The sequence below is a fragment of the Streptomyces sp. NPDC043878 genome (genome assembly GCF_056435735.1).
In genome coordinates, this window is the sequence record NZ_JBWKDW010000030.1 from 1 (window position 1) to 14,133 (window position 14,133).

A 14,133-nucleotide genomic window follows, 5' to 3' on the forward strand; every position below is an offset into this window, starting at 1 on the left:
CCGACGGACCGGCACAGACCGTCGACGGATCCCCCGACCCACGTCGTCGGGGGTGCGGGGAACTGCGCGAAAGCCCCCGACGGACCGGCACAGACCGTCGACGGATCCCCCAACCCACCTCGTCAGGGGCGCGGGGAACTGCGCAAAACCCCCACGCACCCGCACCAACCCCTCAACGGATCCCACCCCACCCCCGCTCAGGACCGCGGGAACCTCCGCAACGCCCCAAGCCCGCCGCACGCCCCCAAAACCCCCCCAAGCCGCCCGCAGGGCACCCCGCCCCCTACTGTCGAGACATGGAAGGCACCGCACCCGCCACCCCCCAGCCCTACGAGCCCCAGTCCCCACCCCCCGGCTACGACCCGACGTCAGTCGACCGCTGGGCCACCGAGCCCGACAAACGCCCCGGCCGCACCGCCTTCCAGCGCGACCGCGCCCGGATCCTGCACTCATCCGCGCTGAGAAGACTCGCCGGCAAGACCCAGGTCGTGACCCCCGGCACCCGCAGCCGTGTCTGGGACGCCAGCCCCCGCACCCGCCTGACCCACTCCCTGGAGTGCGCCCAGGTCGGCCGCGAGCTCGGCGCCGCGCTGGGCTGCGATCCCGATCTCGTGGAGGCGGCCTGTCTGTCCCACGACCTCGGCCACCCGCCCTTCGGGCACAACGGCGAGCAGGCGCTCAACGAGTTCGCGGAGGACTGCGGCGGCTTCGAGGGCAACGCCCAGTCGCTGCGCCTGCTGACCCGGATCGAACCCAAGCGGTTCGTGACGTCGTCGGAGACGGGCGACCTCGTCAGCGTGGGCCTCAACCTGACCCGCGCCGCCCTGGACGCCGCCACCAAGTACCCCTGGCCCCGCGGCGCGCACCCCACCGAGCCCGGCTCGCGGAAGTTCGGCGTGTACGAGGACGACCGGCCGGTGTTCGACTGGGTCCGCAAGGACGCTCCCGGCAGCCGTATCACCTTCGAGGCGCAGGTCATGGACTGGTCCGACGACGTGGCCTACTCGGTGCACGACGTGGAGGACGGCCTGCACGCCGGTCACGTGGACCCCGGCTGCCTGCACGCGGAGCCGGAGCGTCAGGAGGTCTTCGCCGTCGCCGTCGGCCGTTACGTGCCCGCCGACACCGACCCCGCCGAACTCGCCGAGGCCCTCGACCGTCTGCAGGACCAGGAGTGGTGGCCGCACGGATACGACGGGTCGGCCGTCGCGCAGGCCCGCCTCAAGGACGCCACCAGCCAGCTCATCGGCCGGTTCTGCCTGGCCGCGGAGAGCGCCACGCGCGCCGCGTACGGCGGCGGCCGGCTCACCCGCTACGGCGCCGAACTCGTCGTACCGCGTGCGGCCCGCCTGGAGTGCGCGGTCCTCAAGGCGGTCGCGGACCGGTACGTCATGCAGCGTGCCGAGCAGGAACTGCTGCGCGCGGACCAGCGGATCGTGGTCGCGGAGCTGGCCGAGGCGCTGACCGCCCGCGCGCCGGACGGGCTGGACCCCCAGTTCCGTGCCCTGTTCGACCAGGCCGGCGACGACCGGTCGCGCAAGCGGGTGATCGTCGACCAGATCGCGTCCCTCACCGACGCCTCGGCCCGTTCGCTCCACGCCCATCTGCGCGGGCGCCCATGACCCGGGCCCGTTCGGGGCACTCGTGTCACACGGGACACCTCTGTGGCCCCCAAGGGGTCCGAATGTGACCCTCCGTGGCCTGATCGGGCCACTCCCTCTTCCCGCATCACGCTGCGTGCGGGACGCTCGCATGTGGCGGCACCCTTACGAGGAGGCATCAAGTGGTCGACGCGGATCAGACATTCGTCATCATCGGAGGCGGCCTGGCCGGCGCGAAAGCGGCCGAGACGCTCCGAACGGAGGGCTTCACCGGACGCGTGATACTGATCTGCGACGAACGCGACCACCCCTACGAGCGGCCGCCGCTGTCCAAGGGCTACCTGCTCGGCAAGGAGGGGCGTGACAGCGTCTTCGTGCACGAGCCCGCCTGGTACGCCCGCAACGACATCGAGCTGCACCTCGGGCAGACCGTCGACGCCGTCGACCGCGCCGCGAAGACGGTCCGCTTCGGCGAGGACGGCACGCTCGTCCACTACGACAAGCTGCTGATCGCGACCGGAGCGGAGCCCCGCCGCCTGGACATCCCCGGCACGGACCTCGCGGGCGTCCACCACCTGCGCCGCCTCGCGCACGCCGAGCGGCTCAAGGGCGTCCTGGCCACCCTCGGCCGGGACAACGGCCACCTGGTGATCGCCGGCGCCGGCTGGATCGGCCTGGAGGTCGCGGCGGCGGCCCGCGAGTACGGCGCCGAGGTCACCGTCGTCGAGCCCGAACCGACCCCGCTGCACGGCGTCCTCGGCCCGGAGCTCGGGAACCTGTTCGCCGAGCTGCACCGCGAGCACGGCGTCCGCTTCCACTTCGGCGCGAGGCTGACGGAGATCGTCGGACAGGACGGCATGGTCCTTGCCGCCCGGACCGACGACGGCGAGGAGCACCCCGCGCACGACGTCCTCGCGGCGGTCGGCGCCGCCCCGCGCACCGCCCTCGCGGAGGCGGCCGGCCTGGAGCTCGCCGACCGGGCGCACGGCGGCGGCATCGCCGTCGACGAGCGGCTGCGCACCTCCGACCCCGACATCCACGCGGCCGGTGACGCGGCCTCCTTCCACCACGCCCTGTTCGGTACCCGGCTGCGCGTCGAGCACTGGGCCAACGCCCTCAACGGCGGCCCGGCGGCGGCCCGCGCGATGCTCGGCCACGACCTCGTCTACGACCGCGTGCCCTACTTCTTCTCCGACCAGTACGACGTGGGGCTGGAGTACTCCGGCTGGGCGCCCCCGGGGTCGTACGACGAAGTGGTGATCCGGGGGGACGCGGGCAAGCGGGAGTTCATCGCGTTCTGGGTGAAGCAGGGCCGTGTGCTGGCCGGGATGAACGTGAACGTGTGGGACGTCACAGAGCCCATCCAGCAGCTGATCCGCTCCGGGGCCCCACTGGACACGGACGCACTGGCGGACCCGCACGTTCCGCTGGGCGACCTGACGTCCTGACCGTCACTGCTGTCAGTCCCGCCCCGTAGAATCACCTCGTGGCAGGACGGATCAACGACGAGGACGTGAAGGCGGTACGGGACGCGGTCCCGATCGACGCCGTCGTCTCGGAGTACCTCCAGCTGCGCAACGCGGGCGGCGGAAACCTGAAGGGCCTGTGCCCCTTCCACGACGAGAAGTCGCCGTCCTTCCAGGTCAGCCCGAGCAAGGGACTCTTCCACTGCTTCGGCTGCCAGGAGGGCGGCGACACCATCACGTTCGTGATGAAGGTCGACCACCTCACGTTCTCCGAGTCCGTCGAGCGCCTCGCCGCCCAGGCCGGCATCACCCTGCGGTACGAGGAGGGCGGGTACAACCCCGCCCACCAGCGCGGCGAGCGCATCCGCCTGGTCGAGGCCCACAAGGCCGCCGCCCAGTGGTACGAGGAGCAGCTCGACGCCTCCGCGGAGGCCGAGACCGGCCGGAAGTTCCTCGCCGAGCGCGGCTTCGACCAGGCCGCCGCCGCGCACTTCGGCGTCGGCTACAGCCCGCAGGGCTGGGACCACCTCACCCGCCACCTCCGCGGCAAGGGCTTCACCGACAAGGAACTCCTCCTGTCCGGCCTCTCCCAGGAGGGCCGCCGCGGCCCGATCGACCGCTTCCGCGGCCGGCTGATGTGGCCCATCCGCGATATCGGCGGCGAGGTCGTCGGCTTCGGCGCCCGCAAGCTGTACGAGTCGGACAACGGCCCGAAGTACCTCAACACCCCCGACACCGCGATCTACCGCAAGTCCCAGGTGCTCTACGGCATCGACCTGGCGAAGAAGGACATCGCCAAGTCCAGCCGCGCGGTCGTGGTCGAGGGCTACACCGACGTCATGGCCTGCCACCTCGCCGGTGTGACCACCGCCATCGCGACCTGCGGCACCGCCTTCGGCACCGACCACATCAAGATCCTCCGCCGTCTGCTGATGGACAACGGCAGCGCCCGCGTGATCTTCACCTTCGACGGTGACGCGGCCGGCCAGAAGGCGGCCCTGCGCGCCTTCGAGGACGACCAGAAGTTCGCCGCCGAGACGTACATCGCGATCGCGCCGGACAACATGGACCCCTGCGACCTGCGGCTCGCCAAGGGCGACGAGGCGGTCGCCGACCTGGTCGAACCCCGCACCCCGCTGTTCGAGTTCGCCCTGCGCCAGATCGTCGTCCGCTACGACCTCGACACCCCCGCCGGCCGCGCCGCCGCCCTCGACGAGGCGGCCCCGATCGTCGCCCGCATCAAGAACACCGGCGCCCAGCACGAGGTCGCGGTGCAGCTCGCCGGCATGCTCGGCATCCTCGACACGCAGTTCGTCGTCAAGCGGGTCGCCCAGCTGGCCCGCTGGGCCCGCGACCGCGGCGGCAAGGGCCCGGCGCCCGCCTCCCACGACTCCCGGCAGTACGACGCCGGCCGCCGGGCCACCGCGTCCGGCCCGGCGCTGAACCTCCGCAACCCGGTCTACGCCACCGAACGCGAACTCCTCAAGCTCGCCCTCCAGCGCCCCGACCTGGTCTCCCCGGCCTTCGACGCGTACGGCGTCGACGAGTTCACCGCCCCCGTCTACGCGTCCGTGCGCGAGGCCGTCCAGGAGGCGGGCGGCGCCGAGTTGGGCACGCAGGACCCGCAGGAGTACCTGGTCCGCGTCCGGGAGGCCGCCCCCGACGACACGGTCCGCGCGATGGTCACGGAGCTGGCGGTCGAGGCGATCATGCGCAAGACGGTCGACGAGGCCTACGCCGGCGACCAGTTGGTCACCGTCCGCCGCCGTGCCGTCGAGCGCCGCGTCCGCGACATCCAGAGCGCCCTCGCCCGCCTCGGCAGCAACGGCGACCCGGCCCAACTGGCCGCCGTCCAGAACGAACTGTGGGTCCTCCAGCAGTACGACCAGGCCCTCCGCGTCCAGGGCGCGGCCGCGCTCTGAGGCGTGCCCGCGCGGATCGTCCCAGATCAGGGCCGTGCGAGGCACCCGGACTCGCGTCGCCGGTAACCACCCGGTCACGGACCGGACTCAAAAAGTCGCCGCACGCCCCTCGTGGCAGCGATGTGTCGTACTCCACACTGGGTTCCGGTGCCTGAGTCCTCGGAGCGCGGCCGATCCGTCCCCCCACGGATCCCACATCCCCGCGGTTCCGCTCATCGCGTACGGGCCGGATTGCGGCGAGGCCGCCGACTCCGTCCCCGAAGCAGCGCTGCCGCACACCTCAGCAGCGATCATCCTGGAGGTCGCCCCCCGTGCAGACCCAGACCCTGACCCAGACCGACAGCCCGGCGAACGGCACGGAACCCGACGCGGAAACCGACGTCCTCGGCGCGGTGCCCCCGCAGAACCGCGCCGCGCTCCACCCCGAGACGGAACCGGACACCCCGCCCGCCGAGGCGCTGGACGACGCGGACGCCGAGACCCCCGAGCCCGTCGAACCGCCCGAGCCCGCCCGGGTCCGCGCCGACACCGGTGCCCCCTCCTCGGACCTGTTCCGCCAGTACCTGCGGGAGATCGGCCGCATCCCGCTGCTCACCGCGGCCGAGGAGGTCGACCTGGCCCGCCGGGTCGAGGCCGGTCTGTTCGCCGAGGAGAAGCTCACCAGCACGCCCGACCTGGACAGCGGCCTCGCCCTGGACCTGGACCGGCTGATCGTCCTGGGACGGATGGCGAAGCGCCGTCTCATCGAGGCGAACCTGCGGCTGGTCGTCTCCGTCGCCAAACGGTACGTCGGCCGCGGCCTGACCATGCTCGACCTGGTCCAGGAGGGCAACCTGGGCCTCATCCGCGCGGTGGAGAAGTTCGACTACGCCCGCGGCTACAAGTTCTCCACGTACGCCACCTGGTGGATCCGGCAGGCCATGTCCCGCGCGCTCGCCGACCAGGCCCGCACCATCCGCGTCCCGGTCCACGTCGTCGAACTCATCAACCGCGTCGTCCGCGTCCAGCGCCGGATGCTCCAGGAACGCGGCTACGAGCCGACCCCCGAGGAGGTCGCCGCCCACCTCGACCTGCTCCCCGAGCGCGTCAGCGAGGTCCTGCGCCTCGCCCAGGAACCGGTCTCCCTGCACGCGCCGGTCGGCGAGGAGGACGACGTCGCCCTCGGTGACCTCATCGAGGACGGCGACGCGGCCTCCCCGGTGGAGTCGGCCGCGTTCCTGCTGCTCAGGGAACACCTGGAGGCGGTGCTCTCCACCCTCGGCGAGCGTGAGCGCAAGGTCGTCCAGCTCCGCTACGGACTCGTCGACGGCCGCCCCCGCACCCTGGAGGAGATCGGCCGCATCTTCGGCGTCACCCGGGAGCGCATACGGCAGATCGAGTCGAAGACCCTCAACAAGCTCCGCGACCACGCCTTCGCGGACCAGCTGCGGGGCTACCTGGACTGAGTGCGGGGGCCGCTCGACCGTCAGCGGCCCCCGCCCGAATGCCACGGGGCTCAGTCGACCTCGGCGACCGCCTGCGCGAACTGCGCCTTGTACAGCCGCGCGTACGCCCCGTCGGCCGCGAGCAGGTCCGTGTGCGTCCCCTGCTCGACGATCGCGCCGTTCTCCATGACGAGGATCGTGTCCGCGTCCCGGATCGTCGACAACCGGTGCGCGATCACGAAGGACGTCCGCCCGTGCGCGAGCTTCGCCATCGCCTTCTGGATCAGCACCTCGGTCCGGGTGTCGACGGAGCTGGTCGCCTCGTCGAGCACCAGGATCACCGGGTCGGACAGGAACGCCCGCGCGATGGTGATCAGTTGCTTCTCACCCGCGCTGACGCCCGTGCCCTCGTCGTCGATGACCGTGTCGTAGCCCTCCGGCAGTGTCCGCACGAACCGGTCCGCGTGCGCCGCCCGCGCCGCCTCCTCGATCTCCCCGCGCGTGACCTCGCGCGAGGCGCCGTAGGCGATGTTCTCCGCGATCGTGCCGCCGAACAGCCAGGTGTCCTGCAGCACCATGCCGACGCCGGCGCGGAGTTCGTCCCGGGACATCTGCGCGATGTCGACGCCGTCGAGGGTGATACGCCCCCCGGAGACGTCGTAGAACCGCATGAGCAGGTTCACCAGGGTCGTCTTGCCGGCTCCGGTCGGGCCGACGATCGCGACCGTGTGTCCCGGTTCCACCCGCAGCGACAGGTCCTCGATCAGCGGCTTCTCGGGCTCGTAGCGGAAGGAGACGTGCTCCAGCGCCACCAGTCCGCGCAGTTCCCCGGGCCGGACACCCGGCACCGGGTCGGCCGACTGCTCCTCCGCGTCCAGCACTTCGAAGATCCGCTCCGCCGACGCGACACCCGACTGCACCAGGTTCGCCATCGACGCGACCTGGGTCAACGGCATCGAGAACTGCCGCGAGTACTGGATGAACGCCTGCACGTCACCGATGGACAGCGCGCCGGACGCCACCCGCAGCCCGCCGACGACCGCCACCAGCACGTAGTTGATGTTCGACACGAACAGCATCAGCGGCTGCATGATCCCACTGTTGAACTGGGCCTTGAACCCGGCCTCGTACAGCCTGTCGTTCTCCTCGGCGAACTGCGCCGCCGACTCCTCCTGCCGCCCGAACACCTTCACCAGCGCGTGCCCGGTGTACATCTCCTCGATGTGGGCGTTGAGTCTGCCGGTGGTGCGCCACTGCTGCACGAAGTGCGGCTGCGACCGCTTGCCGATCCGGGTGGCGACGACGAACGACAGGGGTACGGTCACCAGCGCGACCAGCGCCAGCAGCCACGACACCCAGAACATCACCACGAGCACACCGACGATGGTGAGCACCGAGTTGATCAGCTGGCCCATCGACTGCTGGAGCGTCTGCCCGATGTTGTCGATGTCGTTCGTCGCCCGGCTCAGCACCTCACCGCGCTGCCGCTTGTCGAAGTACGACAGCGGCAGCCGCGACAGTTTCGTCTGCACGTCCTCGCGCATCCGGAACATGGTCCGGTTCACCGCCCGGTTCACCAGGCGCGTCGCCACCGCCATCAGCAGTCCGGCGACCAGGAACGTACCGAGCGCGAGCAGCAGCACGTCCCCGACCGCGCCGAAGTCGATGCCCTTGCCCGGTGTGAAGTCGGTGCTGCGGAGCATGTCGGCGACCGAGCCCTCGCCCCGGTCCCGCATCGACTGCAGCGCCTGCTCCTTGGTGATCCCGGCCGGCATCTGCCGTCCGACGATGCCCGCGAAGACCAGGTCGGTGGCCTTGCCGAGGATCTTCGGCCCGATCACGCTGAGACCCACGCTGACGACCACACAGATCAACAGCCCGTAGATCGTGACGCGTTCCGGTTTGAACCGGGCGATCAGGCGTTTGCCCGACACCTTGAAGTCCATCGAACGCTGGTCGGGGCCGCCCCCGGCCATCATCCGCCCCATCGGCCCGGCCATCAGGCGGCCTCCGCTTCCGTCAGCTGGGAGAGCACGATCTCCCGGTAGGTCTCGTTGTCCGCCATGAGCTCGTGGTGCCGGCCGGTGCCGACGACCCGGCCCTCGTCGAGGACGACGATCCGGTCGGCGTCCCGGATGGTCGCCACGCGCTGCGCGACGATGACGACGGTCGCCTCGGCGGTCTCCCGGGACAGCGCCGCCCGCAGGGCCGCGTCCGTCGCGTAGTCCAGCGCGGAGAAGGAGTCGTCGAAGAGGTAGATCTCCGGGCGCTGCACGAGCGTACGGGCGATGGCCAGCCGCTGGCGCTGCCCGCCGGAGACGTTGCCGCCGCCCTGCGCGATGGGCGAGTCGAGCCCGTTCTCCAGCCCCTCGACGAAGCCCTTGGCCTGCGCCACCTCCAGCGCGTGCCACAGCTCCTCGTCGGTGGCGTCCGGGTTGCCGTACCGCAGGTTGGTGGCGACCGTGCCCGCGAACAGGTACGGCTTCTGCGGCACCAGGCCGACCGTCCTCGCCAGCAGCTTCGGGTCGATGCCCGCCACGTCCTCCCCGTCGACCAGCACCTCGCCGTCGGTGGCGTCGAACAGCCGGGGCACCAGGCCCAGCAGGGTGGACTTGCCGCTGCCGGTCGAACCGATGACGGCCGTGGTCTCGCCCGGCCGGGCCACCAGGTCGACCCCCTTCAGCACCGGTTCCTCGGCACCCGGGTAGCGGAACCCGGCCCCGCGCAGCTCCAGGTGCCCGTGCCGGCGCAGCTCCCGGACGGGGGCGGTGGGCGGGACCACGCTGGAGGAGGTGTCCAGCACCTCCTGCACGCGCTCGGCGCACACCTCCGCGCGCGGCACCATCATGAACATGAAGGTGGCCATCATGACGGACATCACGATCTGCATGAGGTACGCGAGAAACGCGGTCAGGTCGCCGATCTGCATCTGGCCGCTGTCGATGCGGTGCGCGCCGAACCACACCACGGCGACCGACGACAGGTTCACCACCGTCATGACGATGGGGAACATCAGCGCCAGCAGGTTGCCGGTGCCCAGCGCGACCTGGGTGAGCTCCGTGTTGGACTTCCGGAACCGGTCCTTCTCGTAGTCGTCCCGGACGAACGCGCGGATCACCCGGTTGCCGGTGATCTGCTCACGCAGCACCCGGTTGACGGTGTCCAGACGCACCTGCATGGAGCGGAACAGCGGGCGCAGCCGGCGCACGATCAGCGTCACGGAGACGCCGAGCACCGGCACGACCGCGACCAGCACCCCGGACAGCGGCACGTCCAGGCCGAGGGCCAGGATGATCCCGCCCACACACATGATCGGGGCGGACACCAGCAGGGTGAACGTCATCAGGGTGAGCATCTGGATCTGCTGGACGTCGTTCGTGGTCCGGGTGATCAGCGTGGGCGCGCCGAACTGGCCGACCTCGCGCGCCGAGAACGACTGCACACGGTCGAACACGGCGGCCCGCAGGTCCCGGCCCAGCGCCGACGCGGTCCGCGCGCCGTAGTAGACGGCACCGATGTTGCAGACGACCTGCGCCATCGAGATGCCGATCATCAGGGCGCCGAACGAGAGGATGTAGCCGGTGTCTCCCTTGACGACACCGCTGTCGATGATGTGCGCGTTGAGCGTGGGCAGGTAGAGGGTGGCGCAGGTCTGCAGGAACTGCAGCAGCACCAGCAGGGCGATGGGTTTCCTGTAGGGCCTGAGACAGGTCCGCAGAAGTCGTATGAGCACGCTACGTCTCTCGGAGTCGGCGAAGAGGGCGGGTGGTTGCCCCTGGCCCCTATCGTCGGACACTCCACCCGTGTTACCTCAACCGATTAAGCCGACAGCAGTGCTTCTTCCGGCCGGGGGATGCGGGATCCCCTGCCGGGGAGGCGTGAGCCGTGCCGTGGGGGGCGTGATCCCTGCCGGGGGAGGCGTGGCGTGTGCCGCGTGAGGCGTGGCGTGTGAGGCGCGTGGTGTGTGCGGCGTGATGTCTGCCGGGGGAGGCGTGACGTGTGCCGCGTGAGGCGTGATTTTCCGCGGTCCTGGCCCGCGAGCCTGCGGCCTTGGCTCCGCGGTCCTGGCCCGCGGTTCCGCACCGCCCCGCCGCCCGCGCACGCGGCTCGCGCCGGCTGTCGGGCCTGGAGGGATCCCCCTCCCCACGGGCCGTCGGCCTGGAGGATCCCACCCCTCCGCGCGGGCCGTCACCCGGCGCGTCCACCCGGGCCGTCACCCGGCGCGTCCACCCGGTGGCCGCCTACGCGCGGAACGCTCCCGGATGGGTCTGCTCCCGCACCGACACGTACTGCTGGCGCACCGCCTGCCCCACGGCGAGGTCCTCGCCGGGGTCCAGAACCTGCGCCGCCGCGCCCTGCCAGGCCGGCGGGGTCCGCGGGTCGAGTGTGCCCTGCGACACACCCAGCGCCCAGGCCGCCTGCCGGGCCGCGCCGATCGCCGCGTAGTCCGCGGGCTGCGGCACCACGACCTGCGCGCCGAACAGCGCGGGCGCCGCGGCCTGTACGGCGGGCAGTTCGGCGGCCGCCCCCAGCAGGAAGATCCGCCGCACCGCGACACCCCGGCCGCGCAGCACGTCGAGCGCGTCCGCGAGCCCGCACAGCATGCCCTCGAACGCCGCCCGCGCCAGGTGCTCCGCCCGCATCGACTCCCGGCGCAGACCCGCCAGCGTTCCGGCGGTGTGCGGGAGATTCGGCGTCCGCTCACCCTCCAGGTAGGGCAGCAGGACGAGCCCGTGCGAGCCCGGCGTCGACTTCATCGCCAGTTCGGACAGGCTGTCCAGGTCCGGCAGCCCCAGCAGCTCGGCGGTCCCGCGCAGCGCCCGTACGGCGTTCAGCGTCGTGACGACGGGCAGGTGCATGCCGGTCGCGTCCGCCAGCGCGGTGATCATCCCGCTCTGGTCGACGAGCGCCTCGGGGTGGACGGCCATCACCGATCCGGAGGCCCCGAGCGACACCACCGCGTCGCCGAAACCCAGCCCGAGCCCGAAGGCGGCGGCCATCGTCTCGCCGGTGCCCGCGGAGATCAGCAGGCCCTCGGGGGTCGTACCGGCCGCGTCGGACGGGCCGATCACCTCGGGCAGCATGGCCTGGTGACCGAGCGCCAGCTCGACCAGGTCCGGCCGGTAACCGCCGGTGGCCGCCGACCAGTAGCCGGTGCCGGAGGCGCCACCCCGGTCGGTGGTTCTGCGCGCGGGCCGCCCGAGGAGCTGCCAGACCAGCCAGTCGTGCGCCTGGAGCAGGACGGTGGTCCGCGCGGCGGCGTCGGGTTCGTTCTTGGCCAGCCAGCGCAGCTTGGTCACCGGCTGCGCGGCCTGCGGTACGCAGCCCACCGCCTGCGCCCACGCCTCACGCCCGCCGAGCGCGTCGACCAGATCGGCCGCCGCGACCTGCGCCCGCCGGTCCCCGCCGACCATCGCCGGCCGCACGGTGTTGCCCTGCGAGTCCAGCGGTACGACCGCGTTCTGCTGCGCGGACACCCCGATGGCCTGCACGCCTTCGAGGAGCCCGCCCCCGGCGGCCTCACCGAGGGACAGCAGCCAGGCCTGCGGATCGACATCGGCAGGCCGCCCACCGGCCTCGGCGCCCTCGAGCGGATGCGGCGCGTATCCCTGCCGGAGCACGGCTCCGGTGTCCGCGTCACAAACGACGATACGAGTGAATTCGGGCGAACTGTCCAACCCGGCGACTATCCCCATGGCCAAAATTCTGCCGCACGAACGGCAGTGACCGCGCCGGGACGGCACCGCACGGGCACACAGGCGCCCCCGCACACCGCGTCCGCCCGCCGCGGCGGGACCTCCGGCGCGGCGAAACGGAGCACTCCCCATGCCATGCGGGGCATGGGGAGTGCGGGTGTCGCGACGGTACGAGCGCTACCGCTGAAGGGCTTTACGTGTTGCTGGTGCCCCAGTCGTCCTCGACGCCGGCGTTGCCGTTGTGGCGCCGCAGGGACCGGACCCGGTCGGCGACCGAGGCGGGGACGCGGTCACCGACCTTCTCGCTGACCGCGTGGTACGCCTTGCCGGCGTACTGGCGGCCCTGCTGCGCCGCCGTCTCCGCGCTGTTGCGGACGGCGGGATTCTGCGCGACCTGACGTGCGGACTTCTTCAGCTGCTCGTAGCGCTCGCGTCCGGCCTTCGTGCCGAGCACGTAACCCAGAGCGAGTCCGGCGACGAACGTGAGCCGGTAGCGCATGGCGGCCACCCTTCCCTTCGTAGGTCTTCGGTGCGGCTGGTGCCGGGGGAACCGATTGGCGGAGCACCCCCCTGCTTGCGCTAATGTATGTGTCGCAGCGAGCGTCCGCCCCCTGGCGAATACCCAGGTAGGTACGTTCGATGCAGCCAAGCATTCCTCCGTAGCTCAATTGGCAGAGCAGCCGGCTGTTAACCGGCAGGTTACTGGTTCGAGTCCAGTCGGGGGAGCTCGGTCCTCCGTAGCTCAATTGGCAGAGCAGCCGGCTGTTAACCGGCAGGTTACTGGTTCGAGTCCAGTCGGGGGAGCATGGTGAAGGGGACCCCGTCGGGGTCCTTTTTCATATCCCTGGAACCGCCCGCTGTGCAGGGCAGTCCTCCTGGGCGTGCGAAGTCGACCATCCGAAGCAGGAGATCGTATGAGCGGCTATGCTGCGGCAGACGGCGCGCACACATGTACGCGACACGCCGCTATGGGGCGGTAGCTCAGCCGGTTAGAGCAGCGGACTCATAATCCGTCGGCCGTGGGTTCGAGTCCCACCCGCCCCACCTGTGCAGGCTTCTGACCTGCGGAAACGTTCATTTTTGGGTGTCGGGGCGTCAACTGTCGCTCAACGGACTGAATCCGCTGCTCGTGGCTTCGGAGCGCGGTGAGGCTCTTGCTGCCCCGCCGGGCAGGCACTGTGCTGACCTGCGGTAATGCCGATGATCAGGGTTCGGGCAGACGAGCCGACAGCAGCTGCTCGGCTTCGTTTCGTGATCCCTGGGGACGTGCTGGGGACACAAGGTTTCGGCGAGGTCTACGGAGCACTGCCCGCGGGCTCCTGTCCGGCCGGCCGAGAGGCTTCCGTGCGGGACTGCTGACCGGGTTCGACCTCGCCTTGGAGGAGCCCGATCGCATCGGCACCGGGGAGTGAGGGGCTGGTGCGCATCAGGCGGAAACTGCCCGGACTGAAAACGGCCCGATGGAACCGCCGAACTCACTCACCTGCAAGCGTGGCGACTGGCATCCATCTGGAAGGGACCCGTCCAGGGTGTGTCGTCGGGGCACGTCCGTGCCGGGCAACACGCCCGGTCGCCCCATGAACGCGGCGATGGCCTTTCTGTGGAACCGGTCGTGTGGGCCTCTGAAAACGGCCCCGCATGTGCAGTGGCCCCCAGAAGGGCACTCGGTCTCTCGTGTGCTGCCCTGAACGGCTCCGGGCCTGATGGAGGCTCGGGCCCGTCTCCGGCGACTGCCCAGGAGGGAGGCAGCAAGGTCCCCGGGGTGACACCACGGCTCCGTCAGAAAGCTCATGGGCAAGCTCCCGACGCAAGGTACCGCTGACTACGGCGATGAGCAGGGGTGCAAGGCGAGCACCCGGTCCACGAAGAGCCACAACAGGATGCCCCCGGTCGCCAGGCAGGCGATGGCGGTCAGGAAAGCGGCGATGAACAGTCCGCTGCGCTTCTCCTGCACGTCGACCTCCTTCCTCGGCAGGAAGGTGGACGCCCTGCGGTTCCTCCCCGCCGGCTGTCTCGGCGAGGCG

Annotated in this window: 9 protein-coding genes and 3 tRNA genes; 7 read left to right on the top strand and 5 right to left on the bottom strand. The window is 71.1% G+C overall.

Features of this window, described 5'->3' with window-relative positions; genetic code table 11:
- Window positions 1-296: 296 nt before the first annotated feature.
- The 4 genes from AC07AZ_RS32195 (at window position 297) to AC07AZ_RS32210 (ending at window position 6,434) form a co-directional block, all read left to right on the top strand.
- Complete coding sequence (locus tag AC07AZ_RS32195; protein WP_478854043.1) at window positions 297-1,622, top strand: deoxyguanosinetriphosphate triphosphohydrolase; 1,326 nt, start codon at window positions 297-299, stop codon at window positions 1,620-1,622.
- Between the two features lie 161 nt (window positions 1,623-1,783).
- Complete coding sequence (locus tag AC07AZ_RS32200) at window positions 1,784-3,049, top strand: NAD(P)/FAD-dependent oxidoreductase (protein ID WP_478854045.1); 1,266 nt, start codon at window positions 1,784-1,786, stop codon at window positions 3,047-3,049.
- 38 nt (window positions 3,050-3,087) lie between these two features.
- Complete coding sequence (dnaG, locus tag AC07AZ_RS32205; RefSeq protein WP_478854047.1) at window positions 3,088-4,989, top strand: DNA primase; 1,902 nt, start codon at window positions 3,088-3,090, stop codon at window positions 4,987-4,989.
- Between the two features lie 311 nt (window positions 4,990-5,300).
- Window positions 5,301-6,434 (top strand): RNA polymerase sigma factor, encoded by a 1,134-nt coding sequence (locus tag AC07AZ_RS32210; RefSeq protein WP_478854049.1) that lies wholly within the window; start codon window positions 5,301-5,303, stop codon window positions 6,432-6,434.
- 50 nt (window positions 6,435-6,484) lie between these two features.
- Here AC07AZ_RS32210 and AC07AZ_RS32215 read toward each other — a convergent pair whose 3' ends face one another.
- From AC07AZ_RS32215 to AC07AZ_RS32230, 4 genes are all read right to left on the bottom strand, one after another.
- The gene (locus AC07AZ_RS32215; RefSeq protein WP_478854051.1) at window positions 6,485-8,413 is read right to left on the bottom strand and encodes an ABC transporter ATP-binding protein; all 1,929 of its coding nucleotides are present in this window, start codon (window positions 8,411-8,413) and stop codon (window positions 6,485-6,487) included.
- Window positions 8,413-10,146 (bottom strand): ABC transporter ATP-binding protein, encoded by a 1,734-nt coding sequence (locus tag AC07AZ_RS32220; protein ID WP_478854053.1) that lies wholly within the window; start codon window positions 10,144-10,146, stop codon window positions 8,413-8,415. Before AC07AZ_RS32220 ends, AC07AZ_RS32215 begins: the two co-directional genes overlap by 1 nt.
- Window positions 10,147-10,654: 508 nt before the next feature.
- Entirely contained in the window at window positions 10,655-12,109 is a 1,455-nt protein-coding gene (locus tag AC07AZ_RS32225; protein WP_478854055.1) for an FGGY family carbohydrate kinase, read from the bottom strand.
- A 193-nt stretch (window positions 12,110-12,302) separates the two neighbouring features.
- Window positions 12,303-12,608: a YtxH domain-containing protein gene (locus AC07AZ_RS32230; protein ID WP_478854221.1), complete on the bottom strand. Its 306-nt coding sequence runs from the start codon at window positions 12,606-12,608 to the stop codon at window positions 12,303-12,305.
- 154 nt (window positions 12,609-12,762) lie between these two features.
- On the opposite strand from AC07AZ_RS32230, the gene AC07AZ_RS32235 reads away from it, so the two are divergent.
- The 3 genes from AC07AZ_RS32235 to AC07AZ_RS32245 all read left to right on the top strand — a co-directional run bounded on the left by AC07AZ_RS32235 (window position 12,763) and on the right by AC07AZ_RS32245 (window position 13,153).
- A tRNA-Asn gene (locus AC07AZ_RS32235) sits at window positions 12,763-12,835 on the top strand.
- 5 nt (window positions 12,836-12,840) lie between these two features.
- Window positions 12,841-12,913: transfer RNA gene (locus tag AC07AZ_RS32240), tRNA-Asn, on the top strand.
- Between the two features lie 166 nt (window positions 12,914-13,079).
- Window positions 13,080-13,153 (top strand) — tRNA-Ile (locus AC07AZ_RS32245).
- Window positions 13,154-13,931: 778 nt separating this feature from the next.
- Here AC07AZ_RS32245 and AC07AZ_RS32250 read toward each other — a convergent pair.
- Window positions 13,932-14,063, bottom strand: coding sequence for a hypothetical protein (locus tag AC07AZ_RS32250; RefSeq protein WP_478854057.1), 132 nt, complete (start codon window positions 14,061-14,063; stop codon window positions 13,932-13,934).
- Between the last annotated feature and the right edge of the window lie 70 nt (window positions 14,064-14,133).

Coding starts and splice junctions, on each gene's coding strand:
- AC07AZ_RS32215 (WP_478854051.1), bottom strand. CDS start 8,413: ATGGCCGGGCCGATGGGGCGGATGATGGCCGGGGGCGGCCCCGACCAG.
- AC07AZ_RS32195 (WP_478854043.1), top strand. CDS start 297: ATGGAAGGCACCGCACCCGCCACCCCCCAGCCCTACGAGCCCCAGTCC.
- AC07AZ_RS32225 (WP_478854055.1), bottom strand. CDS start 12,109: ATGGGGATAGTCGCCGGGTTGGACAGTTCGCCCGAATTCACTCGTATC.
- AC07AZ_RS32230 (WP_478854221.1), bottom strand. CDS start 12,608: ATGCGCTACCGGCTCACGTTCGTCGCCGGACTCGCTCTGGGTTACGTG.